This is a genomic window from Limisalsivibrio acetivorans (genome assembly GCF_000421105.1).
Taxonomy (GTDB): Bacteria; Chrysiogenota; Deferribacteres; order Deferribacterales; family Geovibrionaceae; genus Limisalsivibrio; species Limisalsivibrio acetivorans.
Window position 1 is genome coordinate 494,308 of sequence record NZ_ATWF01000001.1, and the last position, 16,561, is coordinate 510,868.

A 16,561-nucleotide genomic window follows, 5' to 3' on the forward strand; every position below is an offset into this window, starting at 1 on the left:
AGATTAAGGCAATTTCAACTTCACATACACCCTGCTGATAAGTTATATTCATATATCAATATATTCGCAAGGAGAGAGAAATGTCTAAAACCAGTCTATTTGTAAACCTTACAAGCGATGAAGGATGGCGTGCTGCTAAGGCTCTGCGTTTCAGTACTCAGGCTCTTATGAGAGGCCATGCTGTTACAATCCTGCTTAATATCAGAGCTGTCTTCGTTGCCGATATTACAAAGAAAGGCTTTGATGATGAACGTGATCTCATTCGGGGTGTTATTGAGAAAGGGGGAAGAATCCTTATCGGCCCAGACTGCATGAACGAAGCTGGCATGCCTGCGGAGAATGTAATGAAGGGTGTAGAAACAGCCACTGCGGACAGTGTTTTCGAAGCAGCCATGGCAGAGGATGCTAAAATAATCAGCTGGTGAGAGTTATCAGGGGGAGCATGTTTAAAGGTGTTCCCCCTGCTGCCTTACCGGGCAATCAGTAACCGCACGCCTTGAACAAGATTGTTACCCGTACCTCAAGCTTAAATCTTTGAGGGTATCGTAGATACGCATAGGTTCTTTGAGATCCCCCCTGCCCTTGCCTAGCTTAACGCCCGGCTTGTTCGTTCCATGGAAGTCGCTGCCTGCGGAAACAGGGAGTTCCAGCTTTCTGGCTATATCACCGAAAAAGACCATATCCTGATACTGGTGCATAGAACAGTACGCCTCAACGGCGTCCAGCCCTCTATCTTTAAGATCCCCTATAAACGGCTCGTACTCATCCCTATCCAGCTTAAGGCTGAGTGGGTGGGCCAGAACGGCTACACCGCCGGCACCATGGATAAGCTCAGCACCTTCATCAAAACTGAGCCTCCGCTTATCCCTGTAAAGGGGTTTTCCCTTGCCGAGATATTTATCAAACGCCTCATCGGTATCCTTAACGATACCCTCCCTGATAAGGAACTTGGCTATATGAGGCCTTCCCAGCTCACCACGGCTGTCGCCGGAGAGCTCCTCCATTGATAGTTCCCTACCCACAAGCTCACCCGTAAGTCTTATCATAATCTCATTACGTCTTCTGCGTTCCTCAAGAAGGCTGTCAAGTGTCTTAAGAAGCTTCTCATCGGTATGATTCAGGAAAAGCCCCACAAGGTGGAAGGTTCCCTTATTGTAGTCTATACTCAGCTCTGTACCCGCAACACGCTCTATGCCTGTCTTTGCGGCGAAAAACTGGGGGAGTCCGCTCACCGTATCATGGTCTGTAAGAGCGAGGACTTTAAGGCCGATTCTTTCGGCATGCTCAATAAGTTGAGTGGGTGTATAAGTTCCGTCGGAGTATACGGAGTGGCAGTGCAGATCTATCATCCTGAAATCTCCTTGTTTTATATAGCTTTTAACAATATAGTTACACTATGAATGATGGCAGCTATATCGTATACAGAATTTTAGCAAATCTAGTAGGGCTTGCCGCTGCGGGTTTCCTGATACCTGGCTTCGACACGGGTACATTCATGAACCTTATCGGCGCTGCGCTCATCCTTACCTTTCTGCATATCTTCGTGAGGCCGATTGTGGTGTTTCTCACCCTACCTCTGCAGGTATTAACTGTAGGCATATTGTATCTTATCATCAATACATTTTTTGTGATGATAGCTGCAGATCTGGCCGGAGATATGTATATAAAAGGCTTCTTCTCCGCCTTATTCGCCGCACTGATCATAAGCTTTGTAAACGTGCTGCTGGACGGCTACGCTTCTGCCAACAGGCTGGACAGGATTCAGTGAATGGACACCAAGAAGATCAAGGAAGACCTGGACCGCTTTGAGCAGCTGATGAACAAGATGCGTATAAGCTACGATCAGTTCTTCAGAGGCGCAACCCCTACCCCTCCAAACTCCCAGGAACGTGAGATAAACCGGATTATGCAGGAGTATAACCGGGTTAAGATCCCGAACTCTGCCATGCGTTTCCGGTTCAATAATCTGGTGGCAAAGTTTGTGACCATGCGGCAGAAATGGAGCAGGCAGATGGCCGAGAAGGAGGGGATTATCAAAACCCCTCAGCAAAGGCAGGCGGAGATAGAGCAGGAGAAGCAGGGTATAAGCGATGAAGAAACCACGAAACAGACAAGCGCACCCGCTTACCTTAAGAAGATTGAAGAGCTCGACGGAAGCTACAACAGGGAAAAGGTTAAAGCTGCTGTTGAAACAAAGATAAATGAGTTGAAAAGCAAGGGATATACTGATATAGACGTATCCCTTAAGGTCGAAGATGGAAAGCCCAAGCTCCGTATCGTACCGAAAAAATAATTGAATTTGAGCTGAATGAACGATGAAAAAGAAACTCTTTAAAATAACCTTTGTAAACGGGGAGAAGGAGAGCATGACCATCCACGCCTCCAGTGTTAACCCCTCCTCCTTCCTCGGGCTCATAGAGGTATCGGACATTGTCTTCATGGACAGTTCGGATATTCTCGTAACCCCCGGAGACGACAAGATAAAAACCGAATTCAAAAACGTTGAGCGCACCTTTCTTCCCATCAATACCATCATACGTATCGATGAGGTATACATAGAGAAGGAAACCCCCATAATCAGGCTTTATAACGGGGATGATGATTAACGGATGAACACCCTCCAGCGGTATATATTCAAAGAGATTTTCCCCGTTTTTATCCTCGGCAACGTCCTGCTTGTCACCCTGCTCCTGCTTGAAAAACTGGTATCTCTGGCTGATCTCTTCTTCACAAAGAACGTTCCGGGTATTCTCATCGCCCAGACCATCGTCTTCTATCTCCCCTCGTTTCTGATGATAACCATTCCCACGGCGACCCTGATGGCGTGCCTTATCGGCTTCGGCAGGCTCAGTGCGGACTCCGAGGTTATCGTTATGCGAACCACTGGAGCGGGGCCTATGTTCTTCCTCAAACCCGCCATAGCTCTCGGTCTTGCCGCATTTATCGCCGGAATCGCCATAAGCACATACCTTATGCCGAAGGGGAGCAGTCTTGCTGTGGATAACCTGGCTGAGATCGCCAAAACGATATCCATCAATGATATGAAAGAGAAGCAGATGTATGACGAGGTTCCTGGGATGCTCTTCTACGCCGATGAAAAAACCGGTCAGGACAGCTTCAAAAACCTTGTTATCATAGACCGCCGTTCGGGGAGCATAGTAAGCGCAGGCTCCGGCAGGATAACCCCTTCTGATGAGGCGGGGCTTGTTATGGAGCTCCAGAACGGAAGGATCGTGGGAACATCGGAGAGGTCTAATCATTCTGTGATAAACTTCGGCGAGCTTGGAGCCAATCTGGGATTTGATGTTCGTGACAAGTTCAACAAACGCTACGAGTATTTCATGTATCTGGATGAGCTGAAAGCTAATTTCGGAGAGAGCCCCACCTTCGCCTTCGAGTATTCAAAACGCTTTGCCCTCCCCTTCTCCGCCGTTATCATGAGTGTATTCGGCATGTCGCTGGGGATATTCTTCCAGCGTTCGGGGCGTTCGGTGGGTATACCCGTATCCCTTCTACTGCTAACTGTTTACTATATCCTGTTTTTCGTAGCGCTCAACCTTGTTCGTTCAGGGAAGCTTGAGCCCTTCTCCGGTGCGTGGCTCTCCAATATCCTTTTTGCCGCCGTCACCTTATTCACGCTGAGGAGGGTGCTTAAATGAAGAGGTTCCACCTGTACATGCTGCGCTTGTTCATCAAATACACCCTTATAGTTCAGGTATTTGTGATAATCCTCAATGTAATCGCCAATTCCTTCCACCACACGAAGCTGATGGCGAAATACGATGTATCCTTCTATTCGATCCTCATCTTCGACATTATTAAGATCCCCTACTCCATACATGAGTCGATGCCCATGGCGATGGCCATAACGGCGATGCTCACTATGGTGACCCTTGTTCGGAGCAACGAGCTTTTAGCCTTTGTCACACTCGGAGGCAAGCTTCGCAGTCTTGTATATCCCTTTCTTATAATCGGTGTATTCACATCCGGTCTTCTTGTCTGGATGGGGGATACTGTGAATCCGTGGATCGAGCTTGAGAGGAAGCGTTACGAGACAGAGGTATTCGATCGTGAGCAGTTCGTTCTCAAGGGGAAGCTCACCAACACCTGGATGCGCAGTGAGGAAGGGTTTGTCCATTTCGAGCTGATAGACCCCATAGACAAGTCGTTCAGGGGTGTCAGCCGCTACAGGCTTGATAACAGCTTCGAGATAGACCGCCTTGAGAGGATAGAATCCGTTACCCCTTCGGGTGATAAATGGAAGCTTGAGAATATTGAGATATTCAGCCTTGTCCCTGTGCCGGAACTTGTGGAACAGATCGATGTGGCTGTGGAAGATAACCCGATGTTCAGCGACCTGGCGGATCTCCCCGTAAATCAGCCGAAATTCCTTTCCATTGCGGAGCTTGGCCGGATCATCGACATACTTGAGAATCAGGGGCTCGATGCCTCAAAATATAAGCTGATGCTGTATAAAAACTTCAGCCACGCCCTGAGCGTTATCATCATACTGTTGTTGGTGTTCCCTTTATCTGTGAACTACTCCCGCCACCGTTCCTATGTACTCAGCGCAGTATATTCACTCTCCGCCGCCTTCGGCTACTGGGTCATAATGGGCTCCGCCCAGTCCATCGCAAAGACAGGGGTTGTTTCCCCCCTCGTGGCGAGCATTACACCCCATATACTGTTTGCCGGGCTCGCCTTCTATCTCATATACAGCAGGGAAAGGTCTTCCTAGATACTCCTCAATTTCGGAGCGATCACCCCAAAGGCATCCGCCGGCTTTATCACCTGCAGACAACGGTTGTCATCGCAGGGGGTCTTGCGGTGGTTTGATGCGCTAACGCATGGTGAGCATGCAAGCCCTGCGTATATGGGCGTTGTATCCCCAAGAGAGCCATAGAGCTTCGGGGTTTCGGGGCCGAAGAATACGAATGTGGGCATGTCCGTTATTGCGGCAAAATGCCCCGGCCCAGAATCGTTTGTAACCATAAATGATGACACAGAATAGAGCAGAGGCAGTTCGGAGAATTTTACTTTGCCAGCAAAATTGATGCATCTGCTTGAACCTACATTCTTCTCGAGCTCCGCCGCCTCACTCCTCTCGGAGGGTGCACCTGTTATAAGGAAAACCGTATCCTCACGCTCGGCGAGCATCATCTGGATAAGCTCCTTGAAGTATTCAGGCATCCAGCGTCTCTGGGGGAGGAGATCGCTGGCATTGGGGTTAACAAGGACGATTCTCTTTTCCCCGAGTTCAGGGTAGATCCCCCGGATCTTCTCCCTCATTCCAAGCTTCTCCTCATCGGAGAAATACACCTTGGAGAGTTTTATATCCTCATCGCTTATAAGGGTCTTTGAATATGGTATCTCCTCATCATCTGCGAGCAGTGAATTGATCAGCGCCATAAAGTTTTTGGAGATATGTATATGGGGATTATACGCCACCCTGTGGGTCAGCATCTCCCCCCGGAAAAGCCCTTCATTATGGAACCTGTAGAACCCGACACGATTCACTGCGCCCGAATAGCCTGTGAGCAGTGCTGTGAAGCGGGAGAAAAGCTCGAGATCGATAACCGTATCGATATCCTTTTCCCTGCACCATTTCAGGAAACGTAGCGTGTCCCTTGTGAGGCTGAAAAAGCCGCTCTCGCTGATGGTAAAGATATTATCCTCTGGGATGGTTTTCAGCAGATCGAGGCTCCCCTTGTTCTTCTCGAATATGACAAAATAGAGCTCTGCACCGGTTTCTTCTGCCAGTTTGCGCATAGCGGGATCGGCGAGTATCGTACTCCCCATCTCCGAAAGCTCGATAAAGAGAACCTTTTCAGGCTTTTTAACCTCTTTCTGTATGGGGTTTATAACCTTAGTGATATATGTTGATAAGAAGCAGAGGGGCACACCCGCCAGGTGGTCTATTGCCCTCATAGTGTCGACTTTCATCTAATACTTCCCCTTCCCCTTTACCCAGAAATACATACCGGGCAGGCTGGATACTATAAGTATGAGCCCGTAGAGGATCGAAATGGAGAGAACAGACTCCCTCGGTGCGCCCACGAGCATGAATATACCCACCATGGCTCCTTCACGAACGCCCCACCCCGCAAGGGATATGGGAACGATGAGCAGAAGAAGCACAGGGGGCACAGTTACCATATACACATAGAGCGGATAGTCAAGCCCAAGGGCGTTGCCGAGGGCAAAAATCGAAAGTACGGAAAAAAGGTGTGTGAGCAGGGACAGCCCCGACTGAACAGCGATATTCTTCGCACTGTTATAGACCCGCAGGAAGCGTGCCCTGATATTATGAAAAAGCCTTAACAGCTGATACTTCGTAAAGAACGGATGTCCTGCAATGAGAAGGAACATAAAGAAACCGCCGAAGCCAACAAGGCCTATACCCATGATAAGCTTATAGAGCCACTCGGGGAGAAGACCACGGTTTATAAGGTTTGCTGCGAAGTTGAGAGCCAGAAGCCCCAGCAGGCCGACAATACGATCGATAAAAATGCCGTAGAAGGCTTCCCTTTTTTTGCATTTGTAGGCGTTGCTCACCTCAAGTATACGAACTGCGTCGCCGCCGATACTCCCCGGGAGAACCTGATTGAAGTAGGAGCCTTTGAAGTAGCTTTTGCCGTAGAAGAGCACAGACCCGGGAAATTTCAGCGCATTCATAATAAGATACCAGCGATACGAAGCAGTTATTGTGCTTAGGGTCTGCAAAATAAGGGCACCAAGAATAAGGGGTATGCTGGCGGATGCTGTTATCGCAAAGAACTCGCCGAAATCCACCATCCGGAAAACGAAGAAGAGCAAAACGGCGGATACGGCAAACTTAATTATGTTCGTGATCAACCTTTAACCCTGTATATATAGAATTCACGCTCTTTAAGCCCCTCTTGCCGGAACACGTAGCGCTCCACAAGTTCAACGGAAGAGAAAACCTCCTTGAGCTTTTTATATTCATCACCTTCGCTGAGGAAAAGCCCCTCCATCTTTGAGAAGTCCTTTTCCTTGTCCCATATGTCAAACTGGCTGAAACGCTCCCTTATGGGGATACTCACATCCGTACGCCCCTCCACATAGAAGGCTATCATCGAAGCTATGCGCAGATGCCCGCCAAAAAGCTCATCACCGGGCTTTATGTAGCTCTCATACCGCTCAACAGCCTGCTCATACCCCTGTATACGGCTGTGGATATTCAGGTTTGGCGGCAGAGGGAGGAGGTTTGAGAACTTCACCACAAAGGTCATCGTAAAGGCGAGAACAGCCCCCGCTATAAAGGTTTTCTTGAGCTTGTATCTCTGCACCGCATGGGCAAAGACGGCGGTTCCCGTGATGAAGGCGATGGCCGCCCAGTTCAGCTCCATGCGCTTGAACATTCCCTTATATAAAAAGAAGAGAAGCGGGAAGAGGCAGGAGACCATAACGAAGAAGTATCTATCATTTTTGAACCAGTCCTTCACATCGAAAAAATAGCGCAGGAGTATGGCAAAGTATACGGGTGTAAAGACAACAAACAGACCGGCTATAAACTCAACAAGATACTTGGATCTGAATGTATTGCCTGTGCCATGAGCATATTGGAAAGAGAAGCTCAACCATTCATTCTGCATATTCCATATAATTACCGGCGAAAACACGATAAATGCCACTACAACAGCCGCCCAGGGCTTGACGCTTATGAATAGCTTCGGCCGTTTTAACAGCACAAAGATAAAAAGTGATCCCATATACAAGACAGAGGTGTATTTGCTCAGCATCAGCCCGCCGAGCATCACCCCGGTGAGCATATAGTCCGTCCATGACCCTCTGAAAACAGCCTTGTATGAATGATACGCCGAGGCCGCCCAGAACAGGATAAGGGGTGCATCGGGGGTTATTATCGTATAGCCCATGTTGGTTGACGGAAGAGTTGCGGAAACCAGCAGAGCGAGCCACGCCGTTTCTCTGGAAAAGACATCCCTTGTCAGCAGATACATATACACCGATGCGCCGCTCATACAGAACACAGCAGCAAGGCGGACAGTGAATTCACTATCCCCGAAGAGCGTAAACGGCCATATTATCCATGCCACCATGGGTGGATGGTCGTAGTAGCTCAGCTCCGGGTATACGCTCCAGAGCCAGTAGTATGCCTCGTCCGGATGCAGGGGGAGCATTATGTTGTAAAAGGCCTGTAGAATACCGAATACTGCAATGGCTAAAAGTGCGTTTCTATCTGTTAGAATAGAGGTTTTCATGGAAAGGCGTCTTTCTCCCTGTACATTGCGTAGTGCACGAGCTTGCTCACCCCGTAGGTGATCACAAAGGCGAATATAACATCGCTCAGAAAATGCTTACCCTGAGCCACCCTTGTCATGCCGATGAGCCCTCCGTAGGTAAGGGTTATCCAGAAAACCTTGCGTCTCCATTCCCTTCTGGCAACGAGAGCCAGTGTTACTAGGAAGAAGCCCGCAGAGGCGTGTCCGCTGACGAATGAACAGTTTGAACTGCACTGATCAGCGAGGGTGAACGCCGGTGTAAAGATCTTATCACCACCGAATTCTGCAACATTAGTGGGTCTCGCCCTTCCTATTCCCTCTTTCATGACACCGTTCACCGTTATTACCGGCCCAATAAGCATGGCGATAAGCAGGAAAAGGCACGCCTTCTTGATACGCATAGCCTTTTCATTACCCGGCTTATGCAGTTTCGTTTCAACCACAACCACATAGGTGACAATAACTATAAGGGCAAGCAGAAGAGCACCAACATGGGCGGACTGGTAGAAATAGTCGATCCATGGATAGTCGCTCAGATAGAACTCCCCGTCCTTATAGAATATGGATGAAAACCATATATCTATCCGGGGGAAATACTTAAATATGAGCCCGCCTATTACGGACAATGCGATAAATTTATATGACAGATTAAACAGCAATTATTCTCTCCGAAATGGGTTATAGGATGTTTCAACCGGGAGATATTAGCAGGATACGCAGGATTTAGCAACGATGCAAAACATGTTCAATAACACTAAAAACAGTTTCATTTGACTTTACATATTCGGGTGTATTAAAATGTCGGTTGATTAATCGAAAATATCGGAGGTTTTTATGTATAAAGTAGCGGTACTCCCCGGCGACGGTATTGGTCCCGAGGTTATGAAGCAGGCAATCAAGGTGCTTGAGAAGGTTTCGGACAAATACGGTAAGGAGTTCCAGTTCACATCAGCAGATGTGGGCGGAATCGCCATAGACAACCACGGAACACCCCTCCCCGAGGAAACACTCAAGCTCTGCGAAGAGAGCGAGGCTATCCTTTTCGGCTCTGTGGGCGGACCCAAATGGGAGAACCTTCCTCCTGAAAAACAGCCCGAGAGGGGTGCCCTGCTCCCCCTGAGAAAGCACTTCAGGCTCTTCTGCAACATCCGTCCCGTTAAGATATTCAAGGCGCTCATCGATTCCAGCTCGCTCAAGAATACACTCATCCCCGATGGTCTTGATATCGCATTCTTCCGTGAACTCACTGGCGGCATCTATTTCGGCCAGCCCAAGGAGATCAGCGAAGACAGGCAGAGAGGAATGGACACTATGGTATATACCGTCCCCGAGATTGAGCGTATCGCAAGGCTTGCCTTCGAAGCCGCAAGAATCAGGGATAACAAGGTAACCAGCGTGGACAAGGCAAACGTGCTCATGACAAGCGTTCTCTGGCGTGAAACCGTTACAAAGCTCCACGAAAAGGAATACAGCGATGTTGAGCTGAACCATATGTACGTGGACAACGCCGCAATGCAGCTCGTTCGCTACCCCCAGCAGTTTGATGTTGTGGTAACCGGAAACATGTTCGGCGATATACTCAGCGATGAAGCCGCCATGCTCACAGGGTCCCTCGGCATGCTCCCCTCCGCATCTATAAACTCAGACGGCTTCGGGCTCTATGAACCCATAGGCGGAACGGCACCCGATATCGCAGGGCAGAACATCGCAAACCCCATTGCGCAGATACTCTCCGCCGCACTCATGATACGCTACAGCTTCGATATGGATGATGCAGCAACCTCCATTGAAAAGGCCATCGAAGATATCCTCGAAAAAGGATACAGAACCGGCGACCTCTTCCGTGAAGGTGAAGGACAAACTAAGGTTAATACCGACGAAATGGGCGACCTTATCGTAGAAAGAATATAAACATATCTCTATATCAAATAATGAAGCCCCTTCAAAAACGAAGGGGCTTTTTTGTTATAAGAATAATTGTAAGTAACTAATACATTGTTTAATCTTTATGTATAAAGCTCCTCTTAAAAACAGATTTGGCAAATATTGAGTTCGATACGATAAGCTTTTAATATATGGGAAATTCCAAACATAAAATCAAGATTCAAACAGTCTAACGTATCTATCTGACAATAAATGCAGATACCAAACATGGAAACACAAGTATTTTCCCCGTCATAGCGAGAATTTTTACAAACAGACATTATCCCCGTCCCGCAGATTATTCTAGCCAAAATAAGAGTAAATTGATAAAATTATCGAAATCTTTATATAAAATCTTCATATATTGGAGCAGATTCTATGCTTAGAAACTACAAGATCGGATTCATTGGCGCAGGCAACATGACGGAGGCGATCGTCCGTGGTATCACCACGAAGACAAACCCCGCACTCATAGCCGTTTCGGACATCAATGAAGCCCGCCTCGATATGTTCAAAACCCAGTACAAGGTAGGCCAAGCCAACATAGATAATAAAAGAACCGTTGATTTCTGCGACATACTCTTCATCGCCACCAAGCCCCAGATTATCCCCGATGTGCTCGATGAGCTTAAGGATGATATAGGTGACCGGCTTGTTGTATCCATCGCCGCAGGTGTCCAGTGCCCCACCATCGAGTCCCACCTCCCCGAGGGGACAAGGGTTGTGCGTGTAATGGCAAACACCCCTGCCCTCGTTATGACAGGCGCAACAGCGGTCTGCGCAGGAAGCCACGCCACAGATGATGATGTAGATCTTATCAAGTCGATTTTCGAGCTCGTGGGTGTGTGCGTTGTGGTGAAAGAGGACAGGATGGACGCCATCACAGGCCTTTCAGGAAGCGGCCCCGCCTTTGTATACATGTTTATCGACGCTCTTAGCGACGGAGGTGTTAACATGGGGCTCACACGTGCCAACGCAACCCTCCTCGCTGCCCAGACCGTCATGGGAGCTGCTAAGATGGTACTTGAGACAGGCGTACACCCCTGCCAGCTCAAGGATAACGTAACAACACCCGCCGGAACAACGATCAAGGCGCTCCACGCCATGGACAAGGCGGGCTTTCGTCCGGCGGTCATCGATGCAGTTGAGGCTGCAACGCTGAAATCAAGAGAACTTGGAAAGACTAAGAAGGACGATTAATCAACTAAACAGGCCGGAATGATTTTCAACCGGCCTTTTTCATGTCCTGTTTACGCTGAGAACCACAAGCCCTGCTATCAGCAGACCTATCCCCGTCACTGTCCCCGGACTCACAGCTTCACCAAGGAAGAATATACCGAGGCACCCTGCCGTAAGAGGCTCTGCGAGGGCAAGCGTTCCCGCAGTAGAAACCTTAACGTACTGCAGCCCCCTTGCAAAAAGCACATAGGACAGTGTGGTCACGATAAGCCCGAGGTGCGCCATCAGGAGTGCACCCTGAACGGTCACCGTCCAGGATATGTCGTTGATGAACAGGAAGGGCGCAAGCATGAATGCACCAAAAAAGAACTGGGATGCCATAACCTCGCTAGGTTTCAGCTTCCGCTCAAGGAGAAGCTTGCTTGTAAGAGTATAAAGAGCATAGGAAGCGCCGGCTCCCAGTGCGAGAAGGATTCCGTATATATTGATGCTGACACCCTCTTTGCTACCTGTTAGAACAAGAACAGTGCCGCCGGCTACTGCCAGAGCCGAAGATACGTACCATGCCTTAGACAACCCCTCTCTCATAACCAGACTGCCAAGCAGGCCGGCAAACATGGGTGAACTGCCGATGGCAACGATGGTTCCCACAGCCACACCCGTCATATAAACGCCGCTAAAGAAGCATATCTGGTAAAGTGCAATGAAGAGTGCACCGGAGAGCGTCACACTGTTCAGCCATTTTTTACATGCGGAGAACCCGTTCTTGCTGATGTAGATAAGGAATAGTGCCGTACCGCCTATGGCAAGCCTTAAGGCACCAACTGCCAGAGGTGATGCACCTTCGGGTGAAAGCGCCTGTGTAGTGCCCGTTGTTCCCCAAAGAACGGCGGCGGAGATTACGAGAAGTTTTCCCGCTAAGTTATTATTAATCATGACACACCTACAAAAATGAATGAAACACGATTGTAATGATTTAGGTGCCCCAAGTAAAATGATTTTTTCTAAATGGGTTTTTAAGGGGTTCCTAAGGGGAAGGTTTCCCTACAATTTCCTAGATTAATGACGACGCAGACCGTTATAAAGTATGCTGTCACGTGCCCGGTGCGAGCAAAACAACGTGCCCCGTGTGGATCTGTTTGTTCAGTAGTCATACATTCGACCATGTAGTTGTTGCGTACACGTTCCTTTCTTTTCTTCCCTGAATGTTTTTAAGCCGAACGAGTACTCACTTTTCCGCCCGGAATATTTCCCGCACGACAACCATTGCTGAATCTATGAATAGTGGCTTCGGTTAACTGTGATTAGTTAATAACCTCCTCAGAATCAGGAAATATTCAGGAAAAGGGAGTGCGAAGCAAGGGTACCGTCATCAGTTATCAGTATTTTATTAAAATGCTGGTAACAATGACGGATTAAAAACTCTGAGGGAGTAGTTTTGCATACTTTTCTAAAAAGTATGTGGCGCATAAGCGCAAGACAAATAAGTTAGTGACTTATTTCGAGTATAAGTGTGAAAGCAAAAATCGCAGGGAACTTTTTAGGGAACAAAGTTCCCCGCACCCCTCAAAAACTCCTTTATTTATCTGAATAATTTCCCGTCCATGGAAATTATTCTGCCGTTCGAAGAAAGAGGCTTCCTTCTCACTTACGCAAGCGCGCTTTCATCAATGAAAGCTTTTGCTAATCATACGTTTGGGGTTGATACGTAACAGGCTTCCATGGATGGAAGCCTCTGAAGTGAAGAATATGGAGCTATGCTTCATATTCTGTAACGGAAGTAAGCGAAGCGAAGGCTTTGCCGAGCGGAGCGGCAGGGAAATTCTCAGGATGATGAATTTCCCAGATTAGTATGGATGGAAGCCCTGAAGGCGGAGCTGAATTGGGCTTTGCTCAATTCACGTAGCCGGAAGTGCGAGAGGGCAAAGTCCCTTTGCCCGAACAACAATGGAATTTCCATGGATGGGAAATTCCATAGATATATTAGGGGGAAATATTCATGAATATCTCCCCCTAAACGCTATACTTACACCCCTTCGTGCTCAGTCCTCTTGATAATCTCCTCCTGGAGCTCTTCGGTGATATCAACGAAATAGTCCGAATAGCCAGCAACCCTGACGATAAGGTCACGGTAGTTCTCCGGCTTCTTCTGAGCCTCACGGAGTTTATCTACGTTCATTACGTTGAACTGGATATGATGACCGTCCAACTTGAAGTACGAGCGAACAAGATTTGCGACCTTGTCTATCCCTTCATACGTGTGCATGAAGTCCACGGAGAAACGCTGATTCAGAAGCGTACCGCCGGTTCTGATGTGGTCTATCTTGGAGGCAGACTTGATAACGGACGTGGGGCCGTTCCTGTCGCTTCCTTGAACAGGTGAGATTCCTTCGCTGAGCGGTATCTTCGCTTTACGCCCATCGGGTGTTGCGCCGATAACGCTTCCGAAGTAAACATGGGATGTGGTGGGGAGCATGTTGATCCTGTGGTGCCCACCTTTCGTGTTAGGACGTTCATTAACAGCTTCATAGAACATCTCGAAAACCTGAACGGAGAGCTCATCGGCATAGTCATCATCGTTGCCGTATTTCGGTGTATCCTCAAGGAACATGATGCGCTCGTCATCGTATCCATCGAAATCTGCATCAAGTATCTCACGCATCTGCTTAAGGCTTACACGCTCCTTGTCGTAAACGTTATACCTGAGTGATGTGAGAGAATCTGTTATGGAACCAAGGCCCACACCCTGAATATATGTGGTGTTGTACCTTGCACCGCCGTCATTGTAGTCCTTACCCTTGCTTATGCAGTCCTCAACAAGTATGGAAAGGAAGGGTACTGGGATATGCTCAGCATAGAGACGCTCTATAACGTTATTGCCACGTATCTTAATATCTATGAAGTAGTTGAGCTGTTTCTCATAGGCCGCCATAAGCTCTTCAAAGGTGTTGAAGTCAGGTTCTATATTGAGACCGACCTGCTTCTCTGTTCGCTTATCATAGCCGCCGTAGAGGGTTAGCTCAAGGATCTTTGTGAGGTTGAAATAACCAGAAAGTATGTAGCTTTCTGTGCCGAATGCACCGGACTCAACACACCCGGAAGCCCCGCCGTTTCTGGCATCCACAATATCCTTGCCCTGACGGACAAGCTCCTGAACAATCGCATCGCTGTTGAATATTGATGGCTGGCCGAAGCCCGTCTTTATGATGTTTAGCGCCCTCTTGAGGAAACGATCAGGTGTTTTCTTGGAGATCTGCACCATCGAACTAGGCTGTAGAAGCCTCATTTCCTCAATAACGTCAAGGAGCACATAGGAAAAATCGTTAACAGCATTACTGCCGTCCGCTTTGAGCCCTCCAACGTTGATTAGGGCAAAATCAGTATATGTGTTAGACTCCTTCGCCGTAACTCCCACCTTCGGGGGTGCGGGATGGTTGTTGAACTTGATCCAGAATGAGCCGAGCAGTTCCTTTGCGCTCTCCTCGGTTATGGCTCCGGTATCCATATCATTGCTGTAGAAGGGATACAGATGCTGATCCAGCCTGCCTGGGTTAAAGGAGTCCCATGGATTAGTTTCGGTGATCACACCCACATGTAGGAACCAATAGAACTGCAGAGCCTCCCAAAAAGTCTCGGGTGCATTGGCGGGAACCCTGGAGCAGATTGCGCTCATCTCCTGAAGTTCAAGCTTGCGCTTCTCATCGGTTTCAAGCTCTGCAAGGCCTCTGAGTGCGTCTGCATGGCGTTCTGCGTAGTTTATAACAGCATCGGCGGCTATATCCATAGCCGTCAGCTCTTCCTTTTTATCAAAGGCTTCGGGGTCATTATAGAAATCAAGGGCGGCTATGGCATCGGCGATCTCTTCCTTGAGGCCGTTAAGTCCGGTGCGGAAAACCTTCTCACCGAGCACTGTGTGACCGGGAGCACGCTGTTCCTGAAACTCTGTGAAAACACCGGCAGCGTAGGCATTCTTCCACTCTTCTGTCATATGGAGCATAACCTTTTCACGGTGGGACTTGCCGTGCCAGTGGGGGTACACCTTCTCAAGGTGATCCTTGCGGTCCTTGTCGCCCACCTTGAAGAACACCTTTTCACGTGAATCGAGCATATCGAGATCCTGCTCGGAGTGGATGCACACCTCGGGGTATGTGGGTGTCGCCTTGGCGGACGGCCCCCTTTCGCCGACAATAAGCTCTCCGTCGTGGAAGCAGAGCTCCTTTTTATCCATTATATAGTAGAAGGCTTTAGCACGCTGAACAGGTACGGAAAGACCGTCTGCGGCTCCGCTCTGATAGAATTCGGTTAACAGCACACCACGCTCTGATGAAACTGTGGGGACTGCATTAAGGCTTTGCTCTCTGAGCATTTTGATACGTTCTGTCATGTACTATCCTCCTACTCCGACCGTAAGGCCGTAGCTTTTGAAGTAATCACAGACCTTCTGAACCTCTTCTTCTGTTGGTTCTTTCACACCATCCATCATGTATGGCATGGAGAGTCTGCTGTATTTGTCACTCCCTATCCTGTGGTATGGGAGAACATCTATCTCTGTTTCCGTGAGCGATGCGGTAAGCTCAGCTACATCACGCAGGTTTTCTCTGCTGTCCGTTATCCCCGGTATAAGCGGGAAACGAACCCTGAGAGGTGTGCCGGATGCCCTTATCCTTCTAATATTGTCCAGTATCCGTTCGTTGGAAACCCCTGTGTACTTTTTATGCTGTTCATCATCCACAAACTTTATGTCATAGAGGAAAAGGTCTGTCAGCTCAATAGCCTTCTCCATATTGTCTGCGGAGGTGTAGCCTGTTGTATCGATACAGGTATGCATCCCTCTCCTCTTGGCCTCTTTGAGACAGCCGAAGAGGAAGTCTTTCTGGACAAATACCTCACCGCCGGAGAATGTTACCCCGCCGCCGGAGGACTCATAGAAGATAAGATCCTTCTCCACCTCGTCCATAACCTCCCGGACGCTCATCTCGCGCCCGATGGTCTTATATGTTTTCTTCGTTATACCGTCCAGCTTGATGTTCTTCTCAATCTTCTCCGGTGCAGCGTTTCTCGCCTCCGGATTATGACACCACCAGCACTCCATAGGACAGCCTTTCAGAAAGACCGTTGTCCGGATGCCGGGGCCGTCATGAACGGCGTACTTTTTAAAGTTAAATATCATCCCTTTAGTCTTATTATCCATTACC

At 48.5% G+C, this 16,561-nt stretch carries 17 protein-coding genes; 9 read left to right on the top strand and 8 right to left on the bottom strand.

All coding sequences use genetic code 11. The annotated features are described in order from the left end of the window. Positions 1–80: 80 nt before the first annotated feature. Positions 81–425, top strand: coding sequence for a DsrE family protein (locus K300_RS0102350; protein ID WP_022850058.1), 345 nt, complete (start codon positions 81–83; stop codon positions 423–425). A gap of 84 nt (positions 426–509) precedes the next feature. On the opposite strand, the gene K300_RS0102355 is transcribed toward K300_RS0102350, so the two are convergent. Further along, entirely contained in the window at positions 510–1,349 is an 840-nt protein-coding gene (locus tag K300_RS0102355) for a PHP domain-containing protein (protein WP_022850059.1), read from the bottom strand. A 47-nt stretch (positions 1,350–1,396) separates the two neighbouring features. On the opposite strand from K300_RS0102355, the gene K300_RS14270 reads away from it, so the two are divergent. Genes K300_RS14270 through K300_RS0102380 form a run of 5 tightly spaced genes read left to right on the top strand, consistent with a single transcriptional unit; the run spans position 1,397 to position 4,738 of the window. Beyond that, positions 1,397–1,768, top strand: coding sequence for a phage holin family protein (locus K300_RS14270; protein WP_022850060.1), 372 nt, complete (start codon positions 1,397–1,399; stop codon positions 1,766–1,768). Beyond that, positions 1,769–2,293 carry a hypothetical protein gene (locus K300_RS0102365; protein ID WP_022850061.1) on the top strand — a complete coding sequence of 175 codons (525 nt, stop codon included), beginning with the start codon at positions 1,769–1,771 and terminating at the stop codon, positions 2,291–2,293. 22 nt (positions 2,294–2,315) lie between these two features. Next, positions 2,316–2,606, top strand: a complete 291-nt coding sequence (locus tag K300_RS0102370) for a DUF1820 family protein (RefSeq protein ID WP_022850062.1) — start codon at positions 2,316–2,318, stop codon at positions 2,604–2,606. Between the two features lie 3 nt (positions 2,607–2,609). Next, positions 2,610–3,659 (top strand): LptF/LptG family permease, encoded by a 1,050-nt coding sequence (locus K300_RS0102375; RefSeq protein WP_022850063.1) that lies wholly within the window; start codon positions 2,610–2,612, stop codon positions 3,657–3,659. Beyond that, the gene (locus K300_RS0102380) at positions 3,656–4,738 is read left to right on the top strand and encodes an LptF/LptG family permease (RefSeq protein ID WP_022850064.1); all 1,083 of its coding nucleotides are present in this window, start codon (positions 3,656–3,658) and stop codon (positions 4,736–4,738) included. The genes K300_RS0102375 and K300_RS0102380 overlap by 4 nt, the downstream gene beginning before the upstream one ends. On the opposite strand, the gene K300_RS0102385 is transcribed toward K300_RS0102380, so the two are convergent. The 4 genes from K300_RS0102385 to K300_RS0102400 are packed head-to-tail and all read right to left on the bottom strand — an operon-like array spanning position 4,735 to position 8,890. Continuing rightward, positions 4,735–5,943, bottom strand: a complete 1,209-nt coding sequence (locus K300_RS0102385; protein ID WP_022850065.1) for a glycosyltransferase family 9 protein — start codon at positions 5,941–5,943, stop codon at positions 4,735–4,737. The genes K300_RS0102380 and K300_RS0102385 overlap by 4 nt on opposite strands. Beyond that, positions 5,944–6,855 carry a lysylphosphatidylglycerol synthase transmembrane domain-containing protein gene (locus K300_RS0102390; RefSeq protein ID WP_022850066.1) on the bottom strand — a complete coding sequence of 304 codons (912 nt, stop codon included), beginning with the start codon at positions 6,853–6,855 and terminating at the stop codon, positions 5,944–5,946. Further along, the gene (locus K300_RS14275) at positions 6,852–8,243 is read right to left on the bottom strand and encodes a glycosyltransferase family 39 protein (protein ID WP_022850067.1); all 1,392 of its coding nucleotides are present in this window, start codon (positions 8,241–8,243) and stop codon (positions 6,852–6,854) included. Before K300_RS14275 ends, K300_RS0102390 begins: the two co-directional genes overlap by 4 nt. Beyond that, complete coding sequence (locus K300_RS0102400; RefSeq protein ID WP_162139837.1) at positions 8,240–8,890, bottom strand: phosphatase PAP2 family protein; 651 nt, start codon at positions 8,888–8,890, stop codon at positions 8,240–8,242. The genes K300_RS14275 and K300_RS0102400 overlap by 4 nt, the downstream gene beginning before the upstream one ends. A 208-nt stretch (positions 8,891–9,098) precedes the next feature. Here K300_RS0102400 and leuB point away from each other — a divergent pair, with 208 nt between their 5' ends. Continuing rightward, positions 9,099–10,175 (top strand): 3-isopropylmalate dehydrogenase, encoded by a 1,077-nt coding sequence (gene leuB / locus K300_RS0102405; protein ID WP_022850069.1) that lies wholly within the window; start codon positions 9,099–9,101, stop codon positions 10,173–10,175. 390 nt (positions 10,176–10,565) lie between these two features. Further along, positions 10,566–11,387 carry a pyrroline-5-carboxylate reductase gene (gene proC, locus K300_RS0102410; protein WP_022850070.1) on the top strand — a complete coding sequence of 274 codons (822 nt, stop codon included), beginning with the start codon at positions 10,566–10,568 and terminating at the stop codon, positions 11,385–11,387. Between the two features lie 39 nt (positions 11,388–11,426). Here proC and K300_RS0102415 read toward each other — a convergent pair whose 3' ends face one another. Beyond that, on the bottom strand, positions 11,427–12,302 hold the full coding sequence (locus K300_RS0102415) for a DMT family transporter (RefSeq protein WP_022850071.1): 876 nt from the start codon (positions 12,300–12,302) through the stop codon (positions 11,427–11,429). Positions 12,303–13,067: 765 nt separating this feature from the next. Between K300_RS0102415 and K300_RS16805 the strand changes: the two genes are divergently transcribed. Next, a complete protein-coding gene (locus tag K300_RS16805; protein ID WP_162139838.1) occupies positions 13,068–13,217 on the top strand; it encodes a hypothetical protein in 150 nt (49 codons plus the stop codon). 175 nt (positions 13,218–13,392) lie between these two features. On the opposite strand, the gene hypD is transcribed toward K300_RS16805, so the two are convergent. Together hypD and K300_RS0102430 are read right to left on the bottom strand one after the other, a co-directional pair. Beyond that, a complete protein-coding gene (hypD, locus tag K300_RS0102425) occupies positions 13,393–15,750 on the bottom strand; it encodes a trans-4-hydroxy-L-proline dehydratase (RefSeq protein ID WP_022850073.1) in 2,358 nt (785 codons plus the stop codon). Positions 15,751–15,753: 3 nt separating this feature from the next. Beyond that, the gene (locus tag K300_RS0102430) at positions 15,754–16,557 is read right to left on the bottom strand and encodes a glycyl-radical enzyme activating protein (protein WP_022850074.1); all 804 of its coding nucleotides are present in this window, start codon (positions 16,555–16,557) and stop codon (positions 15,754–15,756) included. Positions 16,558–16,561: the final 4 nt, after the last annotated feature.